The sequence below is a fragment of the Bacteroides sp. MSB163 genome (genome assembly GCF_036416795.1).
GTDB lineage: Bacteria > Bacteroidota > Bacteroidia > Bacteroidales > Bacteroidaceae > Bacteroides > Bacteroides maternus.
In genome coordinates, this window is sequence record NZ_CP143867.1 from 539,352 (window position 1) to 555,194 (window position 15,843).

The window sequence follows — 15,843 nt, forward strand, 5'->3', positions numbered from 1 at the left end:
TCTATTCAATGGTAACTTTTGTAAGTGTACAACCCGTACCTTGCACAATAAAACTATATCCCCAGTCTATAAGAGTCGTCAATTTGGTAGCCAAGTCATCATCTACAGAAATAGCAATCACTCCACTGGCATCGGGTACCAGTTCCGCGCCATCAAACAAACCACCCCAATGACCATCGAACAATTTCACTTTACTGTCAGCATCATACACATCGAAATAGAGCCTCAACGTCATACCTGCCTTCAGTCCGGCATCTACAAACATGGTGTTAGGTTTCATCTCATGATTCACTGACCAAGCTGCCATATCAAGGCTACCTTTCCACACAGCAGTTTCCAAGCTGATATGTTCTGTTAAGGTAATCTTGCCAATGATGTAATTGCAACCGGTCATAACCAGCCCACCATTATTAACCAATTCATCAATCATTTCCTGAGTCAACGTAAGCGTATAGCTTTTAGCACCGGCTTCAAGTGAAATATCTCCACCACTGCCAGGCAATGCAGCCCAAGACCCATTGCCAAAACGGATTTTCCAATAATCAGCAGTCTCATATTCAGCAAAATGAACTGTTAAGTCTGTTCCGGCAGTCACCGTAGACCAGTCATAGCCACCCCAGGACAGGTCGGACATGCCTCCCCAAGAACCTACATCACCAATACCCGTCCAGATGACGGTTGTAATCTCAGTCGCCGGAACGAAATCAATGCTATAATCAATCGTGCCGTTAGAAGAAATCAATGTTACCTTAGTCCCTTTACCAGCTGCCTGCGGAATACTTATATAGAGTTTATCACCGTTGATGATATACTGAACATTCTGGCTATTTACCTGAACACCTGTCAGTTTATCACCATTTGCGACCCCAATCTCGAATATCTCGCCACCTTTCAACTCCGTTTCTTCACCCGGCAATACAGGGATGTAGCAGAACTCGGGAGCATTAATAGTAAGTTTTCCCGTTTCAACACTCTCTCCATTTGCCATCACCAATGTCAATACACCGGATTCCGTGCCCATAGTAGGCATCTCTACAGTCAGTTCTGTTGTAGAAACGGGGGTTACTTCCACTTCGGCACCACCGGTATAGACCACCTTAGCTACCAAGTCAAGATTCTTACCTTGAATAGTTACATCACCACCCAAAGAAACGGCATCATTGGCAAATGACATGAATTCCGGTTTCAGAGTAGCAATAGTCACCGGTACGGAAGTACCACTTGCCGTGTTCAGCAGCAACTCACCACTGATGGCAGCAGCAGGCATCGCTACTTTCACTTCGGTAGCACTCTTCGAAGCAGGCTCTACAGCCTCTTCCATACCCGGGAAAGTAATGGTAGTCACCAGTTCCATATTGACACCCGTCAATGTAATCACATCACCGCCGCGCAATCCGTCAGCCGGAGTTGCTACTACCTTTTCAGGCAGTGCCATGCCAATGTTGGCAATAGCTACTTCCACACCCGAAGCGGGAATCATCACAACAGCTCCATCCGTTGCATTTTCAGGTAATATAAATGTGATGGTTTCTTCACCTCCTTCAGATTTATCGTATGCAAATTCCACTTCTTCACCATTTGGCATCTTCACCGTATTTACCAAATCAAGGTCTTTACCTTTCACTACAATTTCATCACCCGGTTTCTTTGCAGTCAGGTCAAGCGGGGCTTCCACAGAAGGCAGAATAATAACAAGCCCCTTCACATGGATCAGGTTACGCAAAGCATCGGGATCATCGGAAGAAGCATCAGCCAAAGTCACGTCACCTGTCTTTGCTTCCATTGGAACTTTCACCTGAATTTCCTGGCGTGAGTGTGCGATGAAATCAGCCTCACCTACCGGTAACTCTTCAAAAAAGATTACTTCTTTAATAAGATTCAGATATTCACCCTTGATGGTGAGTACATCGCCAGGTTTCACCGGATTAGGTGTAATCGTCTCCACACCGATAGGCTCGGTATAAGTAATCTTAGTCTTTGTAGTAATCTCTCCCGTAGGTGTTTTCAGAGTAACATACCCTACTTCAGCCGTTTGAGGAACGGTTACACGTATCTCATTCGCACTGATTACTTCTATATCAGTAATCTCCCCGCATCCGGGAATAGATACAGATTGTATCTTATCCATTCCGCTACCCAGGAAGCGGAGTACACCGCCACGGGCTACAGGACTGGGACCAAACACATTCAAGCTGATACCACCTTTATATTGATTAGTATCTTCTTCATCTCCATCATCGCAGGCCGAAAATGACAAGCAACCCAAGAGTATGAGGCACATCATCCAAAGTGCCGAAAGTTTATATGTCTTGTTCATATCTATAGTATCTTTAAAGGTTATTTATTGGGAACCGCACGGATATTATCAAGCTTGATAATCGGCGTACACTCTGTTCCATTCACTCCTCCGCCTACAACGAAGAATGTCAGACTGGCAAAATCTCCCGGTGAACTGGGAACACTTTCAGCCGCTGCACCTAAACGGTCGAGAGTAAAGTTGGAAATAGGTACGGTTACAGTTACCCATTTATCACCGGTATCGTAAGAGCCGGTATCCATCCAAGGGCGGTACAACGCACGACCATATGCCCCTAAACCATCTTCTCCATTAAAGACCTTGGCATTGGCTCCTGCAACAACCCCGTCAAATCCTTCTATAGGATTACCACTCAGCGTCACCTTGTCATAACCTGCAAAACAAATCTGCATAGCACCCGCACTCCACGGATTAGACGTAGGAATATACATCTCGAACTTCAAGGCCATATTAGCAAAATCTGTAAAATCTACCAGATTATGCAATGCAATACCATCACCCGATGTCACATTCTGCGGACTATCCCACGAACCACACCAATATTCGAATGCAAATACACCGTCGTTCCAACCACCGTCCACACTCATTTTTGATGTACCGTCACCCAACTGGACAAAGTTGCCCGTAAGTGAGGTTTCATCCGTCTTGATTTCTCTTTCGTGCCAACCGTGATTACCCAAACCAGTCTTTCCGTCAAAGTCGAACATAAGGCCACGCGAATCAAGATAGTGGAACGTAGAAGTGCTTTCACCATAAATAGACGCTACACGAATAGAACCCTCTGTATCACATTCGGGCATTCTGAAAGTGATAGTACTATTAGTGAGCTTTGTAAACGTAGTAAGTTGCTTTCCATCAGGAAGAGTTACAGTAAGCGGCACATTAGGATCATCAATGAAGTAATTTCCATAAAGAGTCACTTCACTTCCGGCAGTAGCGTATTCACATGACATAGAAGCTATCATTGGCTTGGGAACGATCACATGGAAAGCATATTCTACCGTATCCTGCGCGGCAGTCACCATATAAATTTTGTCACTCACTTCTTCAGGTATATTGTCAGGTATCTGTACAATCATAGTATGAGATGTGATATAACTGGTATTCAACTGTGCCTTTTGATCATTAAAATAGAGTTCCTTGATACTTGTAAGGTTATCACCCACCAGGCAAATAACAGATTTCAGACTTGCCTCCACAATAAGCGAATCCGACTGTGCCAAATAAGGCATACGTATATAACTCACCTGGGGCAGACCACCGGTAAGCTCAAACTTATCAGGCTGGTCCTCACATGAAGTAAACATTCCCGCAATCAGCAGCAGACTTACTACCAACCCTTTGAAATATATATTCATTTTCATATTCATTACTGTTTAACTGATTAATAAACAAACTCCGTTCTTACATCCACGTGTTGAGCCTCATCCAGCAAATGGGGATTATACACCACATCTTCGTCAGGAAGGGGGAGTTTGAAAATAGATGCCGTCACATTAGGTTTCGGAGTATTAGTCTCATAGTACATGGTAGATTCATCTACGTTCCATACATTGTTCATCTTATATTCTTTATAGAGATCGGGTAATCCATAGTAACCGTTACGGCGTTGCGCTTTAATGATATCCATTGCTTTATTTACATCGTAATAAGACATACGAACAAGGTCGAACCAATAGTCACCTTCAAAGGCCATTTCTAAACGACGTTCCTTCAAAACCTGGTCAAGAGTGATACTGGAAGGTCTTTCGTAAGCAGATACAGCACGCTGGCGAACTTTATAAAAAGCGTCAATGGCACTTGCATCCGTAGTAGAATTGTTGTTACCGATTACAGCCTCGGCATAAACCAGATATATATCCGCCAGACGGAGCACATGAGTACTCAACGAGCTGCATTGTTGTCCCGGACTGATACCGAACGTCTTGATATGGTCGTTTGTATTTCCATAAAGATGCTTAGCGATATTGGCACCGGTGCCCGACTGCAAACCGTCATTAGAACCGGGTGCATATTCCTTATCATAAAGAAAATCCAGATAATTGAATCCTCCCTTGTCCTGCCACCAATAACTATACTTATCACCAGCCATCATCATTGTGGCTTTGCGGCGGGCATCACTCTGGTTCCGCTGAGTAGGATTATCAAGCGGAGAAACACTGAACGCATCCTGCAAGTCAACAGAAGGTGCAGTCCAATCACCCCAACAATTATAAGTTTCAAAGCCCTTCATGGCAAGTTCCGAAGTCAGACAGTTTCCACAGGTATAATTATTTTGTTCAGCAGTCCAGCGCCAGCCAAACAAACTCTCATCACAAAAATCATTTTCTCCTTTGAAAATATCCTCATAATTAGCCATCAGCTGTTTACCTGAATTATTGATGACATCTTTAGCATAACTGGCAGCCTTAGCCAGGTCATCTGCATCCCGTTGTCCGTTTCCGTTGGCGTTGATTCCGGATTTTGTCAGGTAAACTTTGGCCAGCAATCCTTTGGCAGCCCATCGGTCTATACGCCCAGCTTGATTTTCCTCCGGCAGTAATTCAATGGCCTTTTCCAAGGTCATAATGATATATTCATAAATGTCGGCAGCTTTCACTTTATATTTTTCATTGTAGTTGCCTGCCGCTATTTCCGAACTGTTATCATGAACGATTGGCACTTCACCGAAAATACGTACCAGATAAAAATAAGCCATCGCCTTCCAGGCCAGACATTCGCCCATAGCGGTATTCTTCACACTTTCAGAAGCATTGGCCGTTTTCAATCGGTTATAAATGGTATTGGCCTGCGCATTGACAGCCCACAATGAGTTAGATGTACTTTTCATATCTTCGTCACTGCCGTTTACCGTAAAATTGGCATAAGGGCTTCCTCCCAAAAGCAAGTTACCCGACAAAGCCTCAGGAATTTTATAATATCCACGACTCAAAAAATCGTACCACGGTGAATTGTAAAGTGTATTGACACTTACTTTGGTCTGGGCATCATTCTGGAAATAGTTGCCATCGTTGTAACTATCCTCATTGGGTCTGTCAAGGAAATCCTCGCACGATACGAAGGATAATCCCAGTATCGCTCCCATTGCTATATATTTAAGTTTTGATACTTTCATGTGTTATTCTATTTAAACGGTTAAAAAGAGAGATTCAAACCAAAGGAATAAGTAGTAGGTGAAGGATAACGTCCAAAGTCCACACCATATACATTCGGCGACATTGTACTGACACCTATCTCGGGGTCATAGCCGTCATAGCCTGTAATGGTCAGCAGATTCTGAATGTTACAGTAAACACGCAGATTCTCTACACCGCACTTGCTCATCCACTTTTTAGGGAATGTATAACCCAACGAAATATTCTTCAGACGAATGTAAGAACCGTCTTCCACATAACGGTCACTGATACGGTCGTTATCGTTAGGATCACCGATAATAGCACGCGGTAAAGAAGCATTCGGATTGGCTACACGTACATTCTCCACATGATTGTACCACTTCGTACCGTCGGTATATACAATGGAAGGATCAATCGGTTCCAATTGGGCACGTTTCAAAACATCAGCATGTTGATTGGCCCAAGGAGAACTCATGGTAGTCAGATTGCGTTTAGTAAGATTCATCACTTTATTGCCATAACTTCCGTTGATAAAAATACTCAGGTCGAAGCCTTTATAGCGGAACGTATTGTTCCACCCGAATGTGAACTTAGGCATGGGTGAACCGATATTGGTACGGTCATTCTCGTTTATCACACCATCACCATTCAGGTCTTTGTATTTAATATCACCCACATATACAGTATTAGCACCATCAAACACTCCATTTGCCGGATATTTCACAGGTTTGGGTGAGGTTTGCAAATCGGCAAGATCCTGATAAATACCATCTGTCACATATCCATAAAAAGAGTAGAGGCTTTCGCCTGTATCAGAAAGGCTTACCAATGTACTTCCCCATTGCGCATAACCCATAATGGCCGAACTGGCTGTACCGTTCAAGGCTATCAACTTATTCTTATTCCAAGAGATCTGGAATTCCGAGTCCCACTGGAAATCGCCAACCAACGGGTGAGTATTCAGCGTCAGCTCTAATCCGGTATTACGGATGTGTCCGTAGTTACCCATCGGTGCTCGCAGTTTAGAGTTATCATTGCCCGAGGTACCCATGTAAGTAGGCATCTGCAAATCCATCAGCATATCCTTGGATTCCTTTTGATACCAATCGAGAGTTACATTAATTCTATCATTAAGGAAACCGAGGTCAAGTCCCAGATTTATCTGTTCTTGTTTCTCCCATTTCACATCCAGATTAGGAATATTCTGCGGACGGTAACCAGCTCCAAGCGAGGTATACACCTGTTGCATATTCACACCCCACACATAAGAATTAATACTGGAATTACCTGTCTGTCCCCAACCGGCACGGAATTTACCATTGCTGATCCATTTAATATTCTTCATGAACTTCTCATTAGTAAAGCGCCAGGACAGAGCGAAAGAGTGAAATCCTGCCCAACGATTGTTTGGACCAAAGTTTGAGGAACCGTCGTAGCGATAAGTATAGGTAGCATTGTAACGGTTGTCATAGCTATAGGTCCAGCGGGTAAAGAACGAAGCCATGGAACTGCTGCCAAAACCAGCACCGATGGTCGGAGTATTGGTACCCAGCATCGGGTTATGTACAGCGTCGGAAGGCAGATTGGAATTAGCGACTTTAGTATAGTCATATTTACTTTCCCAGCATTCCTGACCTACCATTGCACTTACAGAATGCTTCTCAGCAAACGTATTATTATAAGTCACGTAGTTCTTCAACTGCCAGAAAGTATTGTTATTTTTCTGAATGCTACTTTCATTAGCTTCTTTCCAGTTAGGCAAATCTATAGCGTTGTTATACACTTCTGCCTTACTGTAACCAATATCATAACCCAGTTCCGCATGCCATGTCAAATTTTTGACTGGTGTAAGTTCTGCGTAAATATTACCAGAAAGCTTCTTGCGATTCAACATATTGTTGTGCTCCATAGCCTTGGCAATAGGGTTATGAATGCTGTAATTCTCGCGGGCAAAAGAGGCATAGTTTCCATCAATGTCATAAATAGGAGCCTCAGGTAAAGAAGTCAGAGCGAAACCGACAATACCTTCGGCACCATCAGCCAACTTTATGTCATCATTCGAATCAGCAAACGTAGCACTCAAGCCCAACTTCAGCCATTTCTTCAACTGCGCATCTAAATTTACGCGCAACGACAAACGATTGAAATCAGAACCGATGATAGTACCTTCCTGATCCATATAACCGGCCGATACATAGTACTGGATTTTCTCTGTACCACCTTGTGCTGATACTTGATGTTGCTGTTGGAAAGCTGTTTAAAAAATGGCATCCTGCCAGTTGGTACCTACTCCCAACAGAGAAACATCACTATAATAAGGATCTTCTTTCACACCACCGAAGCCCGAAGCCACAAAATCATTATAATAGCCTCCAAAGCCCCGGAGATTGAGCATATCCAAACGTTTGGTTTGACGACTTACAGCCATCATACCATCATAAGAGAACTTGGCTTCACCAGCTCTACCTCTCTTAGTAGTAATTAGAACCACACCGTTCGCACCTTGTGCACCATAGATAGCTGTAGCAGAAGCATCTTTCAGAATCTCCATACTTAAGATGTCAGCGGGGTTAATGGTTGACAATGGGGAAATAGTGGACGTAGTACCATTGTCCAGCGCATCACCAAAGCCTAAAGAAGAACCGCTTGTACTTCCACCTTGCACAATCACGCCATCTATCACATAAAGTGGTTCGGCATTAGAATTGATTGTGGCCTGTCCGCGTACACGAATAGAGGAAGCTGAACCTGGAGCACCCGAAGTCTGCACTGCCGTCACACCGGCTGCACGTCCCTGCAAAGACTGGTCAAGATTCGTAATAATCGAGCCTTTAATTTTATCTTCACCCATAGATACCGACGCACCTGAAAGGTCACTCTTTTTCATTGTACCATAGCCTACAACGACCACTTCATCCAGAAGTTCCGAGTCTTCTTTCATTACCACATTCACAACTTTTTGTCCCGGCTTCAAGGTAATTTCCTGCTGCTTATATCCAATACAGGAAATTACCAGCACGTCTTTACCGGTCGGAACACTCACACTAAATTTCCCATTTACGTCCGCTATAGAACCGGTACCGGTTCCTTTTACCAGAACATTGGCGCCAATCAGAGGAGAACCATCCGTACCGTCAGTAATTGTACCGGTAACTGTGGTCTGTTGGGCCATCACATGACAGCTCAGGAAGAGCGTCATCAGAAACAACATAAAGTTCTTCATACTATAATTATTAGATTTAATATGTCACAAATCTTTCACGACAAAGGTAGATGATATCAGTAACGCAAACAAGTACAATTTTATCTGGAACTAATACTATATTTACAAAATAACAGTATCAGCCCCATACCCTTGCTTTAATGCCTGAATTGATTATATGATTCTATTTTGTCTGTAGTTCATTGCGTACTATCTGCCCCCATTCCTTCATATCCTGATCAGCCCAATTGCCGTCAGAAAAAGCTGAGGGGAGAAGCATTGAGCAAGTCTCATTCTTATCCGAAACAGACCACGCTACCCAACTTATGGAACGTCGCTGCATCCAGTCAAGCCAGTTTTGCCACTCTTCTTTATTTACTGCACCATCGCCACTGGCCTCCATACCGGCACATTCGGATATAAATACCGGAAGCCCTTTGCTCAAAGCATAGTCTGTACGGTCACGCAACCATTGTCCGTGAGTATTGGCATAAAAGTGAACAGTATACATTATATTATTATAACCGATAATAGGATCATCTGCCGCTAGGTGAATATCCTGATCCCAATGCGGACAACCTACCAGAATAACAGCCTCCGGTTCTATGGCACGGATGGTTTTGATAATTTCGACAGAGTATGCTTTCACTTGTTCCCAACTATCTTCCACCGGTTCATTAAACACTTCATAAATCACATTAGGGACACCCTTATAACGAGTTGCCATTTGTGCAAAGAATTCCTTGGCCTCTTCCTGACGCAGATTATGGCTATGCCAGTCAATGATTGCATAAACATTATTTTCAATAGCCGCATCCACTACTGTCGTGACACACTTAATGCCAAACTCCGGCTTGTACACATAGCAGGCACTATCCAAGTCCACTCCCATAGAAGCTCGAAGCACCTTCGCACCCCAATCTCCAGAAAGATAAGCTACGGTAGAAGCATTATAGAAACGAGGCCAAAACTGATGCCACCCATAACTGACACCTTTCAGTACAACCGTATCACCCTGTTCATTCACCAATTGCGTACCAGTCACACACAGACGGGGCAACTGCTTTGCAGTACCTTCCTGATTTGCTTTTTCAGACGTACCCGCTCCACATCCAAACATTGCGGTCAGCAGACAAACAGCCAACAAACTTTTCCAAATATTCATCATATTATTTCAATTTTGCATTTTCAGTTTTTATAATCTCAACAGTAGTATCCGTTGCGAAAACAGAATTCAGCCCCTGCTCTTCCTGAGCCGGATCTCCGGTGTAATCATCTCCCTTTTCCCAATAGATATGTTCGGGATTCTGTTCAGCAAAACCACCCCATGCCCAAAAATTACATCCGGCAAAAAGCCCGCCGTTCTCCCGGTCCTGACGAATCAAATCAAATACATATTGATAATACTCATCACGAACTTCTGTCGAAGTGCTTTTAGAAAAACGAAAACCATCACGAGGGAAGCCAAATTCTTCAAGTACCACAGGCTTCTTATATTTCTGCGCAACCACCATGTGATCATTAATATATTTCTTCGTATTCTCCTTAGCTCGCGGAAGAAGTTCTTTCAAACTATCAGCTTTTACCCATCCCCAGTTATAAGGCCAAATATGGATATTCAGATAGTCAATATTCGGATCTGCATGCACTCTTTCATATAATGCAATGTCCCCCTCGCATCCCCAGGAGCCCTCACTTCCGGAAGAAACCAGATGATTGGGGTCGAGCGACTTTATAAGGGCGGCAACATCTGCCATCCATTTAGCGAAAGGCTCTTTGTTTTCATCGGAAAAAGCGCGAGGCTCATTGCCTATCTGCCAAGACATAAGCGTTGGATCATCCACATATTTTATCTGATTATACCTATTTGTTCTTGTGACGATGTCTTTGACATAATTGGCAAACAACACCTTCGCGCTATCCGATTGATGAAATTGTTTCACATATTCCATATAGGCAGGCCAACCGTCTATTGCAGGCACTACAGCCTTACCGTGTCCCGACCATTGCAGATATACAGAATAACCACCACTCCACTCCCAGGAGTTATTCAAATAGAGTACGGCGGTCATGTCCCGCTTGCGCAATTCATTCATAAAGTAATCCAATCCGGCTAAAATAGTATCATTATACACACCGGGAGCTACTTGCAGAGAAGGTTGCACACGGGTTTTCACACCATTTTCACCGTCCGCACCTACCAATACACGCAAATTATTAATGCCGATACTTTTCAGAAAATCCAATTCTTTATGCAGGCGTTCACGATCACCTCCTTCACCTTCAGAACCAAGAATGGCACCGTACCAGAAATTGGTACCTACATAATAATAGGGGTTTCCATTACGGATGAACTGTCCGTTCGCATTCACATGAACGAATGAGCTTTCAACAGGTTTAGGAGTACATGCACCCGGCGCACCTATTCCCAACTGTTTCCACAGCCATGCCAGCCATTCGTCCCATTGTTCCTGATACCAATAATGACCAGTTTCAAGATATGGATGGAGTTCTTTGGGAGAAGTCACCACATTATAAGCGGCATACATGGAAGTCGGCGGACAAACATCATCATTATATCCCCAACTGAACCAACCGGGTACTGTAAGACAACGGGCAAAGTTAGCCGTATCATAATAACGCACCACTTCCAGTTCTTTAGCATCGGGAGCACCATAATAATAGAAATAATGCGGCCAGCCACAAGCACGTTTCTTCATAAAGGCTTCATGGTCGCACAGTGCCGGATGAACGGCAGCAAAGAAAGTGACGCGCGGATCAAGGGCCGCCGTCATCACAGAAAGTGCCCCACCCTGACTGGAGCCTGTTACACCAAGTGCCTGCCCGTTATATTGCGGCAATTCACAGATGAAATCAACCGAACGTAAAGCACCGATAATCACCCGGTGATAATAGAAATTCCTCAAATCATTCCGGCAGAAAGTCCAGTAACCATTCAATGCACCATTCATCAGATTATCATAAAAAGATTGCTCCATAGTGACGGGAATACCGTGGATGCCAACTTCCAATGTGATTGCACCTTGTTCCGCTGTATAAACATCTCCGGCATACGGACGGATACCTGCACCGGGCACACGCAACAGAGCCGGATACTTACCTTCTTTTTTCGGCACACAAAGGATACCGTAGAAACGGGAACCCCAACGATCTGTTTGAAAGCTGACATGATAGACATTGACTGTCGCAGTACATCGCTCGGGAAGCAGAGTCATCAAGGGTTGAAGCGATGTCCGGCGGGCGCCTTCCAGCTCTTTCGCCCAAAATTCACGAAAGTCTCCGGGAAGTTCCGTAATGGGTTGCAGTTGTTCGGGAGAATAAGCAGCGGTCGCCAGTCCTTCGTATTTACGGTTACCTACATGTGCCGTCACTTTACAACGCAGAAATCCGGATGTCTTCATCGTCCCCTGCAACTTCAATTCACCATTCTTCAACAATACGCCTTTCTTGACTTCAGTAGGATACATCTCCGGCCCCAGCTCATAATCCACCGTCACATTCTGCAAAAGATTCTGAGCTTTCAGCACCCGCACGGTAAATGTACATTTGTCATTCAAACGATAATTCCAATCGGTACGATCAGGAGAAACCATTACACGGATTTCATTACCGCGTATCTGCGCCGTTGCGGCAAGCATACACAACAGGCATCCAAAAAGAAGTGATATTTTTCTCATGGTAGAAAACTAAGATTTGTTCGTTGTTGCAAATGTACGTGGTTTCGAAGAAGAAGAATGATACAATATTATCATATCACAATCTTCTTCTTTCTATAGTTTTCCCTGAACTCCTTCGGTGAACAATCTTTTTTACGCTTAAACATTCGGTTGAAGTTGGACAGATTATTGAAGCCGCAATCATAGCAGATTTCGGCAATGGTATGCGCCGAGTCCACCAACAGGCGTGTAGCAAACCCCAGACGAATATCTATAATATAGTCGGAAAGCGTCTTTCCCGTACGCAACCGGAAGAAACGGCTGAACGAAACCGGTGTCATACCCACCATATCCGCCAGAGTATTCAAACGGATGTCTTCCTGATAGTGGTCGGCAATATATTTCTGCACCTTCTGCACCCGGCGACTGTCAGAGAACGTCTCGATCTTAGCAAAGGAAGAGCTGGACAGCACCTTTGCATCATCATACAAAGACAATTCATAAAGAATGCGCAGAAAATGCATCACCGCATAGAATCCCTGTTCTTCGGAAGCCAGTTTATCCAGCCAGTTATACACTTTCATGATGGCTTGCATGGGGAAACTAATGCCGCATTGCGCCTTTTCCAGCATACGCCGGATGCTGTCGAACTGGTTCTTGTTCATGAAGTTCTTGAAAAACAGGTCGGATGAAAACTGAATCGTGATTTCCCGTATCTCCTTCGAAGTACATTCGTGTTGCTCCCACACATGCTCCAGTTCTTTGCCGGTAATCAGTACCAAGTCATAGTCGCTGATAACCTCGGCAGAGTCTCCCACTACCCGGCGGACACCGGCTGCATGTTCCGTAAAGTTCAATTCGAATTCGGCATGACAGTGGATAGGATAAGTAAACTCCGTCTTGCGACGGTCGGCGATATAAAAACAATCGCGGTCGGACAAGGGAGTAATCTCCCTCATAATGTAGTTTGAGTTTTCCATATTGATTGGTTAAAATAGTATCATGTCACAAAAATAACCATTCTTTTTAATCCCGAATGGTAGAATTTGTTTTATTATGGGGTAAGATTTGTTATAAAAAGAAAGAAAGGTTATACCTAGCCATCGGAAAGGTATAACCTTAAAAAGAAAAAAGTAATAACTGTATTTTATTTCACAAAGAAAGAGTCTTTCAGCAGATCCTTATCATCAGAAGATGCGCCTACCATCACAATAAACTCACCCGGTTCTACAATCTTCTTCATCTTTTTATCATAGAAAGCCAGTTTATCGGGTGTGATCTTAAAGTTCACGACCTGACTTTCACCGGCTTTCAGCGATACGCGGGCAAAGTCTTTCAGTTCCTTCACCGGACGGGTGACGCTACTGAATTTATCACGTATATACAATTGCACGATCTCCACTCCATCACGGTCGCCCGTATTCGTTACTTTTACACTTACATCCACCGTGCCATCCTTAGTGATTTCTTTCTGTGCCAATTTCAGGTCATCATATTTATATGTAGTATAAGAAAGACCGTGACCAAACGGATAAAGCGGAGTGCTTGGCTTGCCTGCCGCATAAGGATGGAAGTATTGTGACGGCTTATGGTTATATATCATCTGCAACTGACCTACGCTATGAGGAATCGTAATAGCCAACTTGGCTGACGGATTCACCTTACCATACAGAATTTCGGCTACTGCCTGCCCTCCGTACATTCCTGGTGCCCATGCTTCTACGATAGCGGGAAGATTTTCGGCCGCCCACTGCACACCGAGAGGACGTCCGTTCACCAAAATAAGAATAGTCGGCTTACCGGAAGCAGCCACTTTCTCTATCAACTCGTTCTGCAAACCTACCAGGTCGAGATCCGACCGGTCGGTATCTTCACCGTCTGTACGGTCATTCCAACGGAAGCGCATCATATATTCACCTGCCACTACTATATTGAGATCAGCACTCTTGGCACGTACAGCAGCTTCAGCCACTTTCTTCGGATCCATGTTGCGAGGGTCCCAACCTTGGTCTACAAAATCAAACTGAGTATCGGGAGCAATCATCTTCAGACCTTCCAGGATGGTAGTTACGTTTTCATCTTTCTCAGGAGCACTCCAGTCACCCAAGATATTCTGGTCGTCGGCATTGATACCGGTCACCATGATCTTCTTATATCTGGAAGCATCCAGAGGGAGTACACCGTCATTCTTCAATAATACAATGCCATTGCGGGCAGACTCAAGAGCCGTTGCACGATGCTCATCGCAAAGGCGTACTTTCATGGTTTCGGCCTCATCGGCATAAGGTTGTTCGAAAAGACCGAGACGGAATTTGATATCCAGTATGCGACGTACAGATTCGTCAATACGGGATTCGGGGATACGTCCTTCCTTCACCAACTCCACTACCATCTCATTCCAGTGAATACCATGCATGTGCATGTCCATACCTCCCATAATAGACTGATAAAAAGCTTCCTTCAGATTTTCGGCAGTAGCATGGAGGTCATGGATATGTTCAATATCCATCCAATCGCTGACTACGAATCCGGGGAAGTTCCATTCACCACGCAGAATATCCTGCATCAGCCACTCATTGCTATGACAAGGGATACCGTTCAGTTCATTGTGGGCAGTCATCAGAGACATGGCTCCCACCTTCACTCCTGCCTCAAAGGGAGGAAAGAAAACTTCACGAAGTGTACGCTCTGACAAATCAGTGGGAGAACCGTTCGTTCCGTTGATGGGTTCACTGCCACCGACGAAATGCTTGATACAAGCCAGTACATCTTCGTTGCCATTCAAATCGCCTTGATAACCTTTCACGGACTGTACGCCCAGCAAAGTAACCAGATAAGGATCTTCACCATACGTTTCGCCAACACGTCCCCAACGGGCATCACGGGCTACTTCCACATTCGGATTAAACGTCCAGTGCATGTTCATCGCACGCATTTCCTTTGCAGTCTGCCGGGCTATCTTATAAGCCATCAGCGTATCAAAGGAACAAGCAAGGTTGATGTTGGTGGGGTATACCGTATTATCCGGCGCATTAGCATTGCCATGGATGGCATCGATACCGAATATAATAGGTATCTGCAAGCGGCTCTTCATTGCGAGAGATTGCAGATAGTTGGCTTCTTCAATGGTCAATACATGCAGAAAAGAACCAATCAGTCCTTCTTCCGTCCACTTCTCTATATCTTTTTCCGTAAAGCCTGGATAGAAAGCATTTGCGGTATTATTCTTCAATTCTTCTTCGGTCATCACAGCACTGTTTGCCTTGATATGTTCCACACCGACGAACTGATTCATCTGACCTACTTTCTCCTCCAGAGTCATTCTTTTCAAGAGATCTTCTACCCTGTCCTTTACGGGTGCGGTAGAGTCTTTATACACTTCCTCCCGGCTTCCGCCGCAGGAACACAAACAAGCTCCGATTGCCATAATTGCGATTATTTTCTTCATTATTATTAGGTTTTGAATGAAGTGATGATTTATTTTTTAGACGCGGATGACACGGATGACGCAGATTTTTTATTTATTGATGT

Annotated in this window: 7 protein-coding genes and 2 pseudogenes; all 9 read right to left on the bottom strand. The window is 44.2% G+C overall.

Annotation, left to right across the window (positions count from 1 at the left end; translation table 11 throughout):
- Position 1 precedes the first annotated feature (1 nt).
- The 9 genes and pseudogenes from VYM24_RS01895 to VYM24_RS01935 all read right to left on the bottom strand — a co-directional run bounded on the left by VYM24_RS01895 (position 2) and on the right by VYM24_RS01935 (position 15,760).
- Positions 2 to 2,317, bottom strand: coding sequence for an IPT/TIG domain-containing protein (locus VYM24_RS01895; protein WP_330941323.1), 2,316 nt, complete (start codon positions 2,315 to 2,317; stop codon positions 2 to 4).
- A 20-nt stretch (positions 2,318 to 2,337) separates the two neighbouring features.
- Entirely contained in the window at positions 2,338 to 3,681 is a 1,344-nt protein-coding gene (locus VYM24_RS01900; RefSeq protein WP_291552738.1) for a glycan-binding surface protein, read from the bottom strand.
- A gap of 20 nt (positions 3,682 to 3,701) precedes the next feature.
- The gene (locus tag VYM24_RS01905) at positions 3,702 to 5,432 is read right to left on the bottom strand and encodes a RagB/SusD family nutrient uptake outer membrane protein (protein WP_291552740.1); all 1,731 of its coding nucleotides are present in this window, start codon (positions 5,430 to 5,432) and stop codon (positions 3,702 to 3,704) included.
- 20 nt (positions 5,433 to 5,452) lie between these two features.
- Positions 5,453 to 8,656, bottom strand: a pseudogene (locus tag VYM24_RS01910) (SusC/RagA family TonB-linked outer membrane protein).
- A gap of 163 nt (positions 8,657 to 8,819) precedes the next feature.
- Positions 8,820 to 9,803: a glycoside hydrolase family 5 protein gene (locus VYM24_RS01915; protein WP_330941324.1), complete on the bottom strand. Its 984-nt coding sequence runs from the start codon at positions 9,801 to 9,803 to the stop codon at positions 8,820 to 8,822.
- Position 9,804: 1 nt separating this feature from the next.
- Entirely contained in the window at positions 9,805 to 11,067 is a 1,263-nt protein-coding gene (locus tag VYM24_RS01920) for a glycoside hydrolase 5 family protein (RefSeq protein WP_291552798.1), read from the bottom strand.
- A pseudogene (locus VYM24_RS01925) lies at positions 11,059 to 12,333 on the bottom strand (acetylxylan esterase); the annotation flags it as partial. The gene VYM24_RS01920 and the pseudogene VYM24_RS01925, both read right to left, overlap by 9 nt.
- A 71-nt stretch (positions 12,334 to 12,404) precedes the next feature.
- The gene (locus VYM24_RS01930; protein WP_007211754.1) at positions 12,405 to 13,292 is read right to left on the bottom strand and encodes a helix-turn-helix domain-containing protein; all 888 of its coding nucleotides are present in this window, start codon (positions 13,290 to 13,292) and stop codon (positions 12,405 to 12,407) included.
- A gap of 167 nt (positions 13,293 to 13,459) precedes the next feature.
- Complete coding sequence (locus VYM24_RS01935; RefSeq protein ID WP_330941325.1) at positions 13,460 to 15,760, bottom strand: glycoside hydrolase family 3 N-terminal domain-containing protein; 2,301 nt, start codon at positions 15,758 to 15,760, stop codon at positions 13,460 to 13,462.
- Positions 15,761 to 15,843: the final 83 nt, after the last annotated feature.

Coding starts and splice junctions, on each gene's coding strand:
- VYM24_RS01915 (WP_330941324.1), bottom strand. CDS start 9,803: ATGATGAATATTTGGAAAAGTTTGTTGGCTGTTTGTCTGCTGACCGCA.
- VYM24_RS01935 (WP_330941325.1), bottom strand. CDS start 15,760: ATGAAGAAAATAATCGCAATTATGGCAATCGGAGCTTGTTTGTGTTCC.
- VYM24_RS01895 (WP_330941323.1), bottom strand. CDS start 2,317: ATGAACAAGACATATAAACTTTCGGCACTTTGGATGATGTGCCTCATA.
- VYM24_RS01900 (WP_291552738.1), bottom strand. CDS start 3,681: ATGAAAATGAATATATATTTCAAAGGGTTGGTAGTAAGTCTGCTGCTG.
- VYM24_RS01905 (WP_291552740.1), bottom strand. CDS start 5,432: ATGAAAGTATCAAAACTTAAATATATAGCAATGGGAGCGATACTGGGA.
- VYM24_RS01930 (WP_007211754.1), bottom strand. CDS start 13,292: ATGGAAAACTCAAACTACATTATGAGGGAGATTACTCCCTTGTCCGAC.